This window comes from Streptomyces sp. NBC_01717, from assembly GCF_036248255.1.
Lineage (GTDB): Bacteria > Actinomycetota > Actinomycetes > Streptomycetales > Streptomycetaceae > Streptomyces.
In genome coordinates this window covers 3,426,707-3,440,014 of record NZ_CP109178.1, presented here as the reverse complement: position 1 = coordinate 3,440,014, position 13,308 = coordinate 3,426,707, and the positions used below count along the sequence as shown (strand labels likewise).

Genomic DNA, 13,308 nt, shown 5'->3' with positions numbered 1-13,308 from the left:
TTCGCTGCCGGCGGATCAAGCGGGGGCACAGGTTCAGCCGTCCCGCCGCGGCAACGCGCCGCAAGGGACCACCCCGAGGTGCGGAGTGGCCCCTTGCGGCACAGGGGAGGGGCGGCGCCGATCAGTGCAGGGCGGCTGCGAAGCCGAACTGCCACAGGTAGTTCACCTGGCTGCGCTCGTTCGCGTCCGGATACGGGTTGGTGCAGGACGGGCCGGGGCCGCCGCCCGACATGAGCTCGCTGCACGGCCCCGAGTAGTCGTCCGGGAGCCCGAGCACATGCCCGGTCTCGTGCGCGGTGACGCGGGTGGAGTTGTACTGCTGGTTCTGCGCGTAGTCGAGGAAGATGTAGCCGTTGCCGTGCCCGTCGGTGCTCGCGTACGAGCCGCTGGGGTCATTGCCCTCGTAGTAGGCGAAGTCGGGGTTGGAGCCCTCCTGCAGCCGGACGTTGGAGACCGAGCTGTTCCATATCTGCGTGCTGTTGGCTATCTGCGTACGGAAGCTCGGCGCATTGGCGGTGCTGTAGACGATGGTGACCGCCTTGAGACCGGGGTGTGCGGCCCGCTTCGAGGCGACCGACTTCACGACCGCCTCGAAGAACGCCTTGTTCGCCGCGGCGCTCTCGTGTGACCGCGATCCGGAGTGTGCGGTGTAGCCCGCGTACGGGGCAGATGCGGAGGTGGGGGGTGCGGCAGGGGCCGGAGCGGCCGAGACGGCGGCGGGCGCGGTGCCCAGCGCGGCGGCGAGGCCCAAACCGAGGCCGACCACGGCCGACATGACGGTCCTGGGGTGTTTCATGGGGGGTTCTCCTACCGGGTTCCGATCCGATGAACCCGTCCGACGATCGGACTCGGGCGGGTGCGGTACGCAGAGAGTGTCGGGGAACCTGAGCCGCGGCGGATGATGTCAACCGGCGATAGCACGGCCCTATCGTCCGGCTCCGGAAGACTGATCGGAATCTTGCCCAACACCCGGTGAATTACCGGGCTTTGGTGTAGTTGGGGCCTCTGGTGCGGCAGCTGCGGCCGCCATACTCTCGGCAGCATGGAGCTCGAGGTGAGGCACCTCAGGGTGCTGTGCGCCATCGCCGACACCGGCAGCCTGCACCGAGCGGCCCGCAGGCTGGGCGTGAGCCAGCCCTCCCTGACCAACCAGTTGCGGCGGATCGAGAACTCCCTCGGAGCCGAACTGTTCCGCCGCGATCGGACCGGCTGCCGCCCGACCCTCCTCGGCCGTTCCGTCCTCAGCCGGGCCCGCCCCCTGGTCGACGGCATGACCGCTCTGGTCACCGACTTCAGGGCGGAGGCCGAAGCCGTCCGCGACGGTGGTCCGCTGCTGCGGATCGGCTGCACCGCCAGCCGGGTGATCGGCGGCTGGCTGCGCAGGCTGCGGCTCCGGCTGCCCGACACGGAGATCTCGCTGCGGGTCGACGTATCGGCGCACGCCCTGTTGCGTACGGTCGAGGCGGGCCGGCTCGATGTCGCGTTCGTGCACGAGGTGGAGGGCTGTCCGCTGTCCATCCCGGACGGCCTGGAGCAGCGCGTACTCATTGACCGCGAACCGCAGTTCATCTCCATGGCCAGGGACCATCCGGCCGCTGCCCGGCCGGTGGTGGACCTCGGCGATCTGGCCGCCGACCGGTGGATGGTCGACCCCACGGTGGACGGCGAATGGGACGGGCTGCGCCGGGTGTTCGGCGCGGCCGGTCTCGCCCCGACCGTTCTGCACGGCGACTACCTCACCGCTGCCTCCCTGGTCGTCCTCGGCGAGGCGGTCGCCCCGTGCCAGCCCACCTCGGGGCCGCGCGACGACATGGCGATCCGTCCCCTGCGCGACGACCCGCTCGCCGTAAGACTGTTGCTGGTGTCCCGGCCGGGCGCCGATACGGGCACGGTGTACGGCGAGCTGGAGGCGGCGTACCGGGAGGCGGCGCAGCGGGTGGCCGGATACCACCAGTGGCTGCTGCGTCACCGGAGCCCGCTTGCGCGCACGCCGTGAGTCCGCCGCGCACCCCCGCAGGTCTCTGAGGCATAGCGTGGCCACCGGTGTGTCCGATTGCGCCCAGAGCGAGGAAATGTTCCCGACCGCCCTGCCCGCGGGCAGAGTCGGCCCATGAGGCTCTTGATCCTGGGCGGTACGGAATTCGTCGGACGTGCCGTCACCGAGGCGGCGCTCGCGCGGAACTGGCTGGTCACGGTGTTCCACCGCGGCCACCACTCACCCCCGCCGGGCACCACCGAGCTGTTCGGTGACCGGACCACCGCCGACGGCCTCGCGGCGCTCGCCGCCGCGGGGGAGGACGGCTGGGACCTGGTCGTCGACACCTGGAGCGGCGCGCCCTCGGCGGTGCGGGACGCGGCCCGGCTGCTCGCGGACCGGGCCGGGCGTTACGTGTACGTCTCCAGCCGTTCGGTGTACGCGTACCCGGCCCCGGCCGGACTGCCCGAGGACGGACCGCTGGTGACCGGCGCCTCACCGGACGCCGGGGCGGAGGTCTCGTACCCGTTGGCCAAACGCGGTGGCGAACTGGCCGCGCTCGACGCCTTCGGCGACCGCGCCCTGCTGGCCCGCGCCGGACTGATCCTCGGCCCGTGGGAGAACATCGGCAGGCTGCCGTGGTGGCTGCGGCGGATCGCCCGCGGTGGACCCGTGATGGCCCCGGGCGCGCCGGACACCCCGCTCCAGTACATCGACGCCCGCGATCTCGCGAACTGGCTGCTGGAGGCGGCGGAGCGCGGCCTGCACGGACCGTACAACCTGGTCAGCCGTCCTGGGCACGCCACCATGGGCGAGCTGCTGGACGCCTGTGTACGCGCCACAGGTTCCGACGCCGTGCTGCGCTGGACGCCCGCCGAGAAGATCCTCGCGGCGGGCGTGGAGCCGTGGACCGACCTGCCGGTCTGGCTGCCGCCGGGCGAGCTGCACGACACCATGCACCGCGGCGATGTGAGCAAGGCGTACGCGGCCGGACTGCACTGCCGGCCGGTGGGGGAGACGGTCACCGACACCTGGAACTGGCTGTGCGAGCTGGGCGGCGCGGCACCGCAGCGGCCGGACCGCCCCGTGGTGGGGCTGGACCCCGGGACCGAGGCGAAACTGCTGACGCAATAGGGGCGAGGGACGTCGGCTGTCGTGCAGGCGGCGCACGCGCCGCGGCCTGTCCGGCCCATCCGGTGCGGCACCGCGTCGGCGGCCACGCCGATGGCCCGAAGGAGCCGTCTGCGCAGCTAGTTTGGGGCCCATGGCCGAAGAACTGCTGCTTCACCTCACCGAACGCCCCCTGTGGGAGGCGGCCCGCGGGACCGGGACGTACGAGATGTCCACCCGCGGCCGCACTCTGCACGAAGAGGGCTTCATCCACTGCTCGTCGCCCCATCAGCTCCCGGGCGTGGCCGAGATGCTGTACGGCGCCGAGGTCCCGGCCGCTGCCGGGAGTCCGGTGGACCTGGTGGTACTCGTCATCGATCCCGCGCGGCTCCCGGTACCCGTGCGGTACGAGGCCCTCGCGCCCGGCGGCGAGGAGTTCCCGCACATCTACGGTCCCGTCCCGGTGGACGCGGTCGTGGAAGTGCGTCCCTGGTTGCGCAAGGAAGGCAGCCCCGTATGAACACCACACGCCCCACGGACATCGGCGGCAGCACCGTGGTCAGGGATGCCCCGATCATCGCGGTGACCGGTGCGAGCGGCGCGGTCGGCGGCCGTGTCGCACAGCGGCTCGCGCGCGCCGGTGTCCCCGTAAGGCTCCTCGGCCGCGACCCGTCCCGGCTGCCGGACCTGCCCGGTGCGGTCGCCGCACCGCCCGCCGCCTACGGTGACGGGGAGGCGATGCGCCAGGCCCTCGCCGGCGCGCACACCCTGTTCCTCGTCTCGGCGCACGAGAGCCCGAACCGGGTACTCGACCACACCACCGCCGTGGACGCGGCGGTCGCCGCCCATGTCGAACGCATCGTCTACGTGTCCTTCCTCGGCGCCGCGCCGGACGCCACGTTCACCTTCGCCCGCGACCACTGGCACACCGAGGCGCACATCCGCGTCTCCGGTGTGCGCCACACCTTCCTGCGCGACAGCTGGTACCTCGCGGGTATCCCGGCGATGACCGGGGCCGACGGGGTGCTGCGCGGTCCGGCCGGTGAGGGCCGGGTCGCGGCCGTTGCGCACGAGGACATCGCCGACGCGGCGACCGCCGTCCTGCTTGCCGACACCGAGAGCGAGGACACCCGCCACGACGGGGTGACGTACGACCTCACCGGACCCGAGGCGTTCACCCTCGCCGAAGCGGCCGAGGAACTGAGCCGGGCCACCGGACGCACCATCACCTACCACCCGGAGACCCGGGATGAGGCCTACGCCTCACGGGCGCAGCACGGTGCCGAGGAGTGGGAGGTCGCCGGCTGGGTGACGTCGTACGAGGCCATCGCCGCCGGCGAGATGTCCACGGTCTCGGACGCGGTGACGCGCCTCACCGGCCGCCCGGCGAAGAGCCTTGCCACATACCTGAGCGAGAATCCGGACAGCTACCGGCACTTGCTGAAGGCCGACTGACCGTCCGACGGCACGACCGACGACCGGGGAGCCGGCGGCGAACGGGCGGCCTGTCCGACCGGAACGAAGGGACGGAACGACAGCCATGCGCACGGAAACCCCCTGGGGGCCCTGGGACCCGGCCCCTCTCGCCGAGGTCGCCCGCCGCTTCGCCCCGCTGCGCACCCCCTGGTGGATCGCGGGCGGCTACGCGGTCGAGCTGGCGGTCGGCCACGCCTTCCGCGACCACGCCGACATCGACGTCACGCTGCTCCGCCGCGACCAGCTGACCGTCCAGCAGGTGCTCGCCGGCTGGGAGTGGTGGGCCGCCGACCCGCCCGGCACCCTGCGGCCGTGGCTCCCCGGCGAGATCCTCCCGCACGGGGTCCACGACATCTGGTGCCGACCGGGCCCCGACGAGCCCTGGCGCATCCAGCTCATGCTCGACGAGGCGGACGGCACCGACTGGGCCTTCCGCCGCGACACCCGCATCCGCCTCCCGCTCGACCGGCTGTGCCGGGTCTCGGGGGACGGCATCCCGTACCTGGCCCTGCATGTGCAGCTCCTGTACAAGGCGAAATCGCGACGCCCCAAGGACGAGGAGGACTTCACAACGGCGCTGCGGGTCCTGACCGCCGACCAGCGTGCCTGGCTGACCGAGACCGTCACCCTGGCGCACGGCGCCGACCATCCTTGGGCGGTACGTCTGCGCAGGTACCGGTGACGGTGGTCTCCCGAGCGGCCTCGGAACTGTAGAAGGGCCCGACCGGCAAGTCCGGTTGGGCCCTTCTGTTCTGCCTCGGCCTGCGTGGCAGGCCGAACCGCTCGGAAGCGGCGATCAGGCCTTCTTGGTCTCCCAGAAGATCTTGTCGATCTGGGCGATGTAGTCCAGCGCCTTCTGACCCGTCGCCGGGTCGGTGGAGGCCTTCGCGGCCGACAGCGCCTTCAGGGCGTCGTTGACCAGCTGGTGCAGCTCCGGGTACTTCTCGAAGTGCGGGGGCTTGAAGTAGTCGCTCCACAGCACCGAGATGTGGTGCTTCGCGAGCTCGGCGCGCTGCTCCTTGATGACCACCGCGCGGGCCCGGAAGTGCGGGTCCTCGTTGGCCTGGAACTTCTCCTGGACGGCCTTGACGGACTCCGCCTCGATGCGGGCCTGGGCCGGGTCGTACACGCCGCAGGGCAGGTCGCAGTGGGCGCTGACCTTCACCTTGGGGGCAAACAGGCGGGAAAGCATTGAGCTGTCCTTCCTCGTGATCGTCTTCTCAGGTGGGACATTACTCCGTGAGGGAGCTGTTTTTGCGGGTGCCCCCATGGGCTTAGGCCAAAAGTCCGGGGTGAGGATGGGACCAGTGGCCGAATGTACGGAACGGTATGCGGGACGGTGTAATGAACGGACCGGGGAGGTGCCGGAAATGCCGGAGGGGCCGGAGCTGACACAGGAGCAGGCGCGCGGGCTGGCGGCGCGAGTGCCGTTCCAGGTGGTGGAGGTGACGGGGCCTTCGATGGTTCCCACGCTCCACCACGGGGACTGGCTGCTCGTGCAGTACGGGGCGCCGGTGCGCCCGGGCGATGTGGTGATTCTGCGCCATCCGTTCCAGCAGGACCTGTTGGTCGTCAAACGGGCCGTCGAGCGCCGTGCGGGCGGCTGGTGGGTGCTCGGCGACAACACGTTCGCGGGCGGGGACAGCACGGATTACGGGACGGTGCCCGAGGAGCTGGTGCTGGCCAGGGTCCGGGTCCGCTACCGGCCGCTGAGGAAGGATCAGAGGTCGGTGCTCGGGGTGCTGGGCTGGGCGGCGACCACGCTGCGGCCGGTGTCGGCCGTGCGCTCCGCCTCCAGACGTTTGCGGGCCCGGTAGGCGGCCACGTTGGCGCGGGTCGCGCAGCGGTCCGAGCAGTAGCGCCGGGACCGGTTGGTCGAGGTGTCGAGATAGGCGTTGCGGCAAGGCGCCGCCTCGCACAGGCCGAGCCGGTCCACGCCGTACGACGTGAGGTGGAAGGCGAGCCCCATCGCCGCGATGGCGGCGTATCCGGCCGTCGCGTTCGACGGGTGGTCGGCCAGGTGCATGTGCCAGTCCGGTTTGCCGTCCTCGTCACGGGTGTCGTGGCCGGAGATCTGCGGGCTGACCGGGAACTCCAGCAGCAGGGAGTTCAGCAGGTCGACGGCGAGCGTCTCGTCGCCGCTGTCGGCCGCCTCGAAGACGGCGCGCAGCCGCGCCCGTACCGACCGGAAGCGGGTCACATCCGCGTCGGTGGCGCGCCTCGCGGCCTGCGCGTTGACGCCGAACAGCTCGCGGACCGCCTCGACGGAGGTGAGGACGTCCTTGTTGCGGGCCGGCTCCTCGGTGTTGACCAGGCGCACCGCGTAGTCCGAGTAATAGGCCAGTTCCACTTGTAGTCCTTACCGGGTCGGTCTAGGGTCATCGTGCGGCGATCGGAGTAATAGGCGTTTGCAGTTTCAGGGTATTACATTGGAGGGATTCTCGTGACGGAGACAGCAGCGGGCACCGACTGGCAGGCCTGGCAGCAGAGCTGGGACCGGCAGCAGGAGTGGTACATGCCCGACCGCGAGGAGCGGTTCCGGGTGATGCTGGACATGGTCGAGGCCGTGGTGGGGCCCGAACCACGGGTGCTCGACCTCGCGTGCGGTACGGGAAGTATTACGGACCGGCTGCTCAAGCGGTTCCCCGAGGCCACCAGTACCGGCATCGACCTCGACCCCGCGCTGCTCGCCATCGCCCGTGGTTCCTTCGCCGGCGACGAGCGCGCCACGTTCGTGACCGCCGATCTCAAGGACCCGGAGTGGGTGGAGCGGCTGCCGCACGACACGTACGACGCCGTCCTCACCGCCACCGCCCTGCACTGGCTGCACAGCGAACCGCTCACCACGCTCTACGGGCAGCTCGCCGGGCTCGTCCGGGACGGCGGGGTGTTCATGAACGCCGACCGGATGATCGACACCGCGACCCCCCGGATCAACGCGGCCGAACGCGCCCACCGGCACGCCGCCATGGACCGCGCCAAGGCCGCGGGCGCCGTCGACTGGGCGGACTGGTGGGCCCTGGCCGCCGAGGACCCGGTCCTCGCCGCACCGACCGCCGAGCGGTACAAGATCTACGGCGAGCATGCGGACGGCGACATGCCGTCCGCCCAGTGGCACGCGGAGACGCTGCGGGCCGCGGGTTTCGGCGAGGCGCGGGCCGTCTGGGCCTCGCCCTCGGACGCCCTGGTACTCGCAGTGAAGTAGCGGCAGCCCGCCCTCGTCGGGGCGGTACGGACTCCGGTCCGTACCGCCCCGACTTTCTGTCCGACCTCTGCAACCCGCCGCGCACCCCGGCGCACTGGAAGGGTGAGACGGTCCGCACCCGCGGACCCGGGAAGGGGCGCCGACGATGCGGACCGCTGACGATGCCGCGCTGCACGCCTTCGTCGAAGGCAGGCGTACGGCACTGTTCCGCAGCGCCTATCTGCTCTGCGGCGACCGGCACGAGGCCGAGGACCTGGTCCAGTCGACACTCCGCCTCGGTGGGGGCCCCGCCGAGGCGGTCGGCAACAGCGGCCGGGCGAAGCAGCTGGTCAAGCTGTTGCCCAAGGGCGTCGGCCCGGTCGAGCAGGTCTCCCTTGCCGTGATCATCAAACACGCCACCGCCGCGCAGGCGGAGGAGCATCCGGTGGGGCCGCTGGATGGGCAGTACTCCGTTCGCAGGGACGGCGGCGTCGGTTACCTCGTCGTCGACGTCAGGACGGGCCAGCAGGTCCGGCAGAAGTCCGGCGGAGTCGATCCCGCCGCGAACCTCTGCGAGCCCACCAACGGGGAGCCCCGCCCGGCGCAGTGCGTACGCGAAGTGCTCCCGGACGGGCGGATCCTGACCATCTGGAGCGACCCGATGAACTATGGGGGCACGCCCCTGTGGGGGCCCGAGCTCGTCGCCCGGCTCACTCCGAAGGACGGCGGGCTGCTGTCCGTCCGCGACAGCACGGGTCTCGAGAGCGAACAGGCGCAGGGCCCGCTTCTCAAGTCCCCGCCGCTCACCCGCGCGCAGCTTCGCACCCTGATGCTCAGCCCGGAGCTGTCGGCGAAGTAGTAGCCGCAGATACGGAAGAGGGCGGTACGGACCGGGGTCCGTACCGCCCTCTCGTCATTTCCGTACCGCTACAGCACCTTCGACAGGAACGACTTCGTCCGGTCGTGCTGCGGGTTGGTCAGTACGTCGCGCGGGTGGCCCGACTCGACCACCACACCGTCGTCCATGAAGACCAGCGCATCGCCGACCTCACGGGCGAAGCCCATCTCGTGGGTCACGACGATCATCGTCATGCCGTCCTCCGCGAGACCGCGCATGACGTCCAGGACATCGCCGACCAGCTCGGGGTCGAGCGCCGACGTCGGCTCGTCGAAGAGCATCAGCTTCGGCTCCATGGCCAGGGCACGGGCGATGGCCACCCGCTGCTGCTGGCCGCCGGAGAGCTGCGACGGGTAGTTCTTCGCCTTGTCGCCGAGGCCGACCCGGTCCAGGAGCCGCTCCGCGCGGGCCCGGGCGACAGCCTTCGTCTCACCCTTGACCTGGACGGGTGCCTCCATGACGTTCTCGATGGCCGTCATGTGCGGGAAGAGGTTGAAGCGCTGGAAGACCATGCCGATGTCGCGGCGCTTGGCCGCCACTTCGCTGTCCTTGAGCTCGTAGAGCTTGTTGCCCTTCTCGCGGTAGCCCACCAGATCGCCGTCCACGGACAGCCGCCCGGCGTTGATCTTCTCCAGGTGGTTGATGCACCGCAGGAAGGTGGACTTGCCGGAACCGGACGGACCGACCAGGCAGAACACCTCACGCGGCGCGACCTCCAGGTCGATGCCCTTGAGGATGTGCGCGGCGCCGAAGGACTTGTGGACGCCCTCGGCTTTCACCATGGCGTGTGTGGTCACTTGGCCACCTCCGAACGGCGGAGCATGTTCAGGTTGGCCCGCAGACGCTGCAGCGGGGTGGGCGGCAGGGAGCGCAGTGCCCCGCGGGCGTAACGGCGCTCCAGGTAGTACTGGCCGACGCTGAACACGCTGGTCAGGGCCAGGTACCAGATCGAGGCGACAAAGAGCATCTCCATCACCGCGAACGAGGTGGACGCGATGTCCTGTGCGCTGCGCAGCAGATCCTGGTACTGCACGGCCACGACCAGCGACGAGGTCTTGAGCATGTTGATGAACTCGTTGCCCGTCGGCGGGATGATCACCCGCATCGCCTGCGGGAGCACCACTCGCCGCATGGTCTTCGCCTGCGTCATGCCCAGTGCGTGGGACGCCTCGGTCTGGCCTTCGTCGACGGACTGGATGCCGGCCCGGACGATCTCCGCCATGTACGCACCCTCATTGAGACCGAGCCCCAGCAGGGCGGCCAGGAAGGGGGTCATGACATCGGTCATCTCGTCCCGGTAGAACCCGATGTCGAAGATCGGGAAGATCAGGGCGAGGTTGAACCAGATCAGCAGCTGCACGTAGACCGGAGTGCCGCGGAAGAACCAGATGTACAGCCAGGCCACCCAGCCGGTCACCGGGTTCTTGGACAGGCGCATCACGGCGAAGACCACGCCGAGCACCAGGCCCAGGGCCATGGAGGCCACGCTGATCAGGATGGTGTGCCACAGGCCGGTGAGGATGCTGGAGTCGAACAGCTTCTCCGGCACGGTCGCCCAGCGCACATTGCCCTGCGAGAAGGCGTACCCGAGGGTCGCAAGGACGGCGACCACGATCAGCCCGCTGATCCAGCGCCCGACATGGCGTACCGGGATCGCCTTATTGGCCACAGGAGCGATCCGGTCCGGGGTGGGGACCGCCCCGGACGGAACCTTGTCGATCTTGTCGTTCACAACGACTGCCCTTCAGCCGGTGCGTGGTTCACTTGCCACCGTTGACGGCGGCTGCGGTGACGGCACCGTCGGCGGCACCCCACTTGTCGAGAGCGGCCTTGTAGGTCCCGTCGGCGATGATCGCATCCAGGGCGGTCTTGAGGGCGTCGCGGAGCTGCGTGTTCTTCTTGTCGACCGCGATACCGAACGGTCCGGCGTCCGACTTGTTGGCGACGGCCTCGAAGTCGTTGCCGCCGCCCGCAGTCTTGGCGATGTAGGCGGCGACCGGGGAGTCGTTCAAGTCGGCGACGGCGCCGCCGGACTTGACGCGGGTCTGGGCCTCGGCGTCGCTGGAGAAGGCCTCGATCGAGATCTTCTTCTTGCCGTCCTTGACGCACTTGGCCGACAGGTCCTTGGCGGCCTGCTCGTACGTCGTGCCGCGCTGGACGGCGAGCTTCTTGCCGCAGAGGTCGTCGAGCGACTTGATGCCCTCCGGGTTGCCCTTCTTCACCAGGATGCCAGTGCTGGCGGTGAAGTAGTCGACGAAGTCGACACCGGTGCCGGTCTTCTTGCCCTTGTCGTCCAGACCCTCCTGGCGGGCCTTGGTGTCGCTCATGGCGGACATGACGGCGTTGTAGCGGCCGGTGGGCAGAGCGCCGAGAAGGGTGTCGAAGGTTCCCGAGGTGAACTCGATCTTCACGCCGAGCTGCTTGCCGAGGGCCGCAGCGATGTCGGGGTCGACACCGACGATCTTGTCGCCCTGCTTGAACTCCATCGGAGCGTACGTGGCGTCTGTGCCGACCTTGATGACACCGGCCTTCTGGATGTCCGCAGGCAGCTTGTCGAAGAGCGGGGCGGTGCTCTTGGTGCCGCCCTCCGTCTTCGTGGTGTCCGAGTTCGTCTGGTCGCCGCAGGCGGTCAGCAGCATGGTGCCGGCGACCGCGATGGCGCAGACCGCTGCAATCCTGGACGTTGCGGCCGTGCGACGGGTGGTGCGTGCGGTCATGATCGGGTTCCTCCGGCAGGTGAGGGTGGAGTGGCCAGGCGGGATGGCACACATCGTCGGATGTCGCCGCCTCGTGCGATTAGGGGCATCTTGCCATTCGGACTAGCCCATTCAGGGTGCCAGGCATGTCAAAATCGGATAACGGGCGATCCCCGAACCCCAAGAGGCCGGTACATCAAGGCCGGACCTTCTGAGGGGTTTCCTTCTTGCAGCCGGAGAATCTACGGCGTGTCTCACATGCTGGCGCATATTTCGCGTGTTGGCGGACTTGTCCAGATATTCGACTATGAGGCACGTCACCGCGTCGGTATGGACTCGTCCGCGACGCGGTCCGTCCGGTAAGAAAGACGTTTACACCCCTCATCCGGGGCCCAGGGCGCGTGTGCGGCGCGCCCGCGCGTACGTACCTCCCCCTGCCGGGGCGGGCCAACCGCCCGGCGCAGGGAACGTACGCGGTGCCCGCCCACCCCTCCTCAATCAGGAGTGGCCACCCTCAGACGTTGAAGACTTAAGGGGTCAACACCATGGCAGCGGAGATCGTCAATCCTCGCAGCGACAGCAACACCGACAACAGCACCGACAGCGCCACCGACGAGCCGTTCGATCCGGCCTTCGCGCTTCACCGCGGCGGGAAGATGGCCGTGCAGGCCACCGTCCCCATCCGGGACAAGGACGATCTGTCCCTCGCGTACACGCCCGGCGTCGCCAAGGTGTGCAGCGCCATCGCCGAGAACCCCGAGCTGGTCCATGACTACACCTGGAAGTCGCAGGTCGTCGCCGTCGTGACGGACGGCACCGCGGTGCTCGGACTGGGCGACATCGGTCCCGAGGCGTCCCTCCCGGTGATGGAGGGCAAGGCGATCCTCTTCAAGCAGTTCGGCGGCGTCGACGCCGTGCCGATCGCGCTCGCGACCACCGACGCGGACGAGATCGTCGAGACGGTCGTCCGCCTCGCGCCGTCCTTCGGAGGGGTGAACCTGGAGGACATTTCGGCGCCCCGCTGCTTCGAGATCGAGCGCAAGCTCAAGGAGCGGCTCGACATCCCGGTCTTCCACGACGACCAGCACGGCACCGCCGTCGTGACGCTGGCGGCCCTGCGGAACGCCGCGAAGCTGTCCGGGCGGACCCTCGGCGACCTGCGCGGTGTCATCTCCGGCGCCGGTGCGGCCGGGGTGGCCATCGCGAAGTTCCTGCTGGAGGCGGGGCTCGGGGACGTCGCCGTGGCCGACCGTAAGGGCGTCGTCAGCCGGGACCGTGAGGACCTGACGGACGTCAAGCGCGAGCTCGCGGAGCTCACCAACAGGGCCGGCATCTCCGGTCCGCTGGAGACCGCCCTGGTCGGCGCGGACGTCTTCATCGGTGTGTCCGGCGGTACGGTGCCGGAGTCGGCGGTCGCGTCGATGGCGCCCGGTGCGTTCGTCTTCGCCATGGCGAATCCGGACCCCGAGGTCCACCCCGACATTGCGCACAAGTACGCGGCCGTGGTGGCGACGGGACGCTCCGACTACCCGAACCAGATCAACAACGTGCTGGCGTTCCCGGGCATCTTCGCGGGGGCGCTGCAGGTGCGGGCGTCCCGGATCACGGAGGGCATGAAGATTGCCGCCGCGAACGCGCTGGCGGATGTCGTGGGTGACGAGTTGGCTGCGGACTACGTGATTCCGTCGCCGTTCGACGAGCGGGTCGCTCCGGCCGTCACAGCGGCGGTTGCCGCGGCGGCGCGGGCGGAGGGCGTGGCGCGACGCTGAGGTCCGGGGCGGGGCGGGGCCGGGTGCTTGTGGGGCCCGTTCCCCGGCCTCGCCCCTTTCCGTAACCAGGGCGTCGCCCCGGACCCCGCGCCCCGGACACCGGCGAGGCCGGATCTGCGACTTCGAAGGTCCGCCGCAGGCGACCCGCACGCGCGGTACGCGTCACACCCGTGATCGGTTACGCCGACGGGCCCTCCGGC

The 13,308-nt window shown here is 70.0% G+C and carries 14 protein-coding genes and 1 pseudogene; 9 read left to right on the top strand and 6 right to left on the bottom strand.

The features are described from left to right. Window positions 1–121 precede the first annotated feature (121 nt). Window positions 122–796: a snapalysin gene (gene snpA, locus OHB49_RS15420; protein ID WP_329160903.1), complete on the bottom strand. Its 675-nt coding sequence runs from the start codon at window positions 794–796 to the stop codon at window positions 122–124. A gap of 246 nt (window positions 797–1,042) precedes the next feature. Between snpA and OHB49_RS15415 the strand changes: the two genes are divergently transcribed. The 5 genes from OHB49_RS15415 to OHB49_RS15395 all read left to right on the top strand — a co-directional run bounded on the left by OHB49_RS15415 (window position 1,043) and on the right by OHB49_RS15395 (window position 5,243). Beyond that, window positions 1,043–1,996 carry a LysR family transcriptional regulator gene (locus tag OHB49_RS15415; protein WP_329160902.1) on the top strand — a complete coding sequence of 318 codons (954 nt, stop codon included), beginning with the start codon at window positions 1,043–1,045 and terminating at the stop codon, window positions 1,994–1,996. Window positions 1,997–2,122: 126 nt separating this feature from the next. Further along, window positions 2,123–3,109, top strand: coding sequence for an NAD-dependent epimerase/dehydratase family protein (locus OHB49_RS15410; RefSeq protein ID WP_329166485.1), 987 nt, complete (start codon window positions 2,123–2,125; stop codon window positions 3,107–3,109). 130 nt (window positions 3,110–3,239) lie between these two features. Further along, window positions 3,240–3,605 (top strand): DUF952 domain-containing protein, encoded by a 366-nt coding sequence (locus tag OHB49_RS15405; protein WP_329160901.1) that lies wholly within the window; start codon window positions 3,240–3,242, stop codon window positions 3,603–3,605. Next, on the top strand, window positions 3,602–4,540 hold the full coding sequence (locus tag OHB49_RS15400; RefSeq protein WP_078852630.1) for an NAD(P)H-binding protein: 939 nt from the start codon (window positions 3,602–3,604) through the stop codon (window positions 4,538–4,540). The genes OHB49_RS15405 and OHB49_RS15400 overlap by 4 nt, the downstream gene beginning before the upstream one ends. An 85-nt stretch (window positions 4,541–4,625) precedes the next feature. Then, window positions 4,626–5,243 (top strand): nucleotidyltransferase domain-containing protein, encoded by a 618-nt coding sequence (locus tag OHB49_RS15395; protein ID WP_329160898.1) that lies wholly within the window; start codon window positions 4,626–4,628, stop codon window positions 5,241–5,243. A gap of 114 nt (window positions 5,244–5,357) precedes the next feature. Here OHB49_RS15395 and sodN read toward each other — a convergent pair whose 3' ends face one another. Continuing rightward, window positions 5,358–5,753: a superoxide dismutase, Ni gene (sodN, locus tag OHB49_RS15390; RefSeq protein ID WP_030915726.1), complete on the bottom strand. Its 396-nt coding sequence runs from the start codon at window positions 5,751–5,753 to the stop codon at window positions 5,358–5,360. A 178-nt stretch (window positions 5,754–5,931) separates the two neighbouring features. Here sodN and sodX point away from each other — a divergent pair, with 178 nt between their 5' ends. Beyond that, window positions 5,932–6,378 carry a nickel-type superoxide dismutase maturation protease gene (sodX, locus tag OHB49_RS15385; protein ID WP_329160895.1) on the top strand — a complete coding sequence of 149 codons (447 nt, stop codon included), beginning with the start codon at window positions 5,932–5,934 and terminating at the stop codon, window positions 6,376–6,378. Here sodX and OHB49_RS15380 read toward each other — a convergent pair. Further along, complete coding sequence (locus OHB49_RS15380) at window positions 6,282–6,911, bottom strand: CGNR zinc finger domain-containing protein (protein ID WP_329160894.1); 630 nt, start codon at window positions 6,909–6,911, stop codon at window positions 6,282–6,284. The genes sodX and OHB49_RS15380 overlap by 97 nt on opposite strands. A 93-nt stretch (window positions 6,912–7,004) precedes the next feature. Between OHB49_RS15380 and OHB49_RS15375 the strand changes: the two genes are divergently transcribed. After that, window positions 7,005–7,766, top strand: coding sequence for a class I SAM-dependent methyltransferase (locus tag OHB49_RS15375; RefSeq protein ID WP_329160892.1), 762 nt, complete (start codon window positions 7,005–7,007; stop codon window positions 7,764–7,766). 145 nt (window positions 7,767–7,911) lie between these two features. Next, window positions 7,912–8,037: pseudogene (locus OHB49_RS15370) on the top strand (SigE family RNA polymerase sigma factor); the annotation flags it as partial. 635 nt (window positions 8,038–8,672) lie between these two features. Here the strand turns inward: OHB49_RS15370 and OHB49_RS15365 are convergent. Genes OHB49_RS15365 through OHB49_RS15355 form a run of 3 tightly spaced genes read right to left on the bottom strand, consistent with a single transcriptional unit; the run spans window position 8,673 to window position 11,360 of the window. After that, window positions 8,673–9,425 carry an amino acid ABC transporter ATP-binding protein gene (locus OHB49_RS15365; protein ID WP_030969855.1) on the bottom strand — a complete coding sequence of 251 codons (753 nt, stop codon included), beginning with the start codon at window positions 9,423–9,425 and terminating at the stop codon, window positions 8,673–8,675. Window positions 9,426–9,436: 11 nt separating this feature from the next. Next, complete coding sequence (locus OHB49_RS15360; protein ID WP_030969856.1) at window positions 9,437–10,375, bottom strand: amino acid ABC transporter permease; 939 nt, start codon at window positions 10,373–10,375, stop codon at window positions 9,437–9,439. 28 nt (window positions 10,376–10,403) lie between these two features. Further along, a complete protein-coding gene (locus OHB49_RS15355; RefSeq protein WP_329160889.1) occupies window positions 10,404–11,360 on the bottom strand; it encodes an ABC transporter substrate-binding protein in 957 nt (318 codons plus the stop codon). A 524-nt stretch (window positions 11,361–11,884) separates the two neighbouring features. Here OHB49_RS15355 and OHB49_RS15350 point away from each other — a divergent pair. Then, window positions 11,885–13,108: an NAD(P)-dependent malic enzyme gene (locus tag OHB49_RS15350; RefSeq protein ID WP_030969860.1), complete on the top strand. Its 1,224-nt coding sequence runs from the start codon at window positions 11,885–11,887 to the stop codon at window positions 13,106–13,108. The last annotated feature ends 200 nt before the right edge of the window (window positions 13,109–13,308 follow it).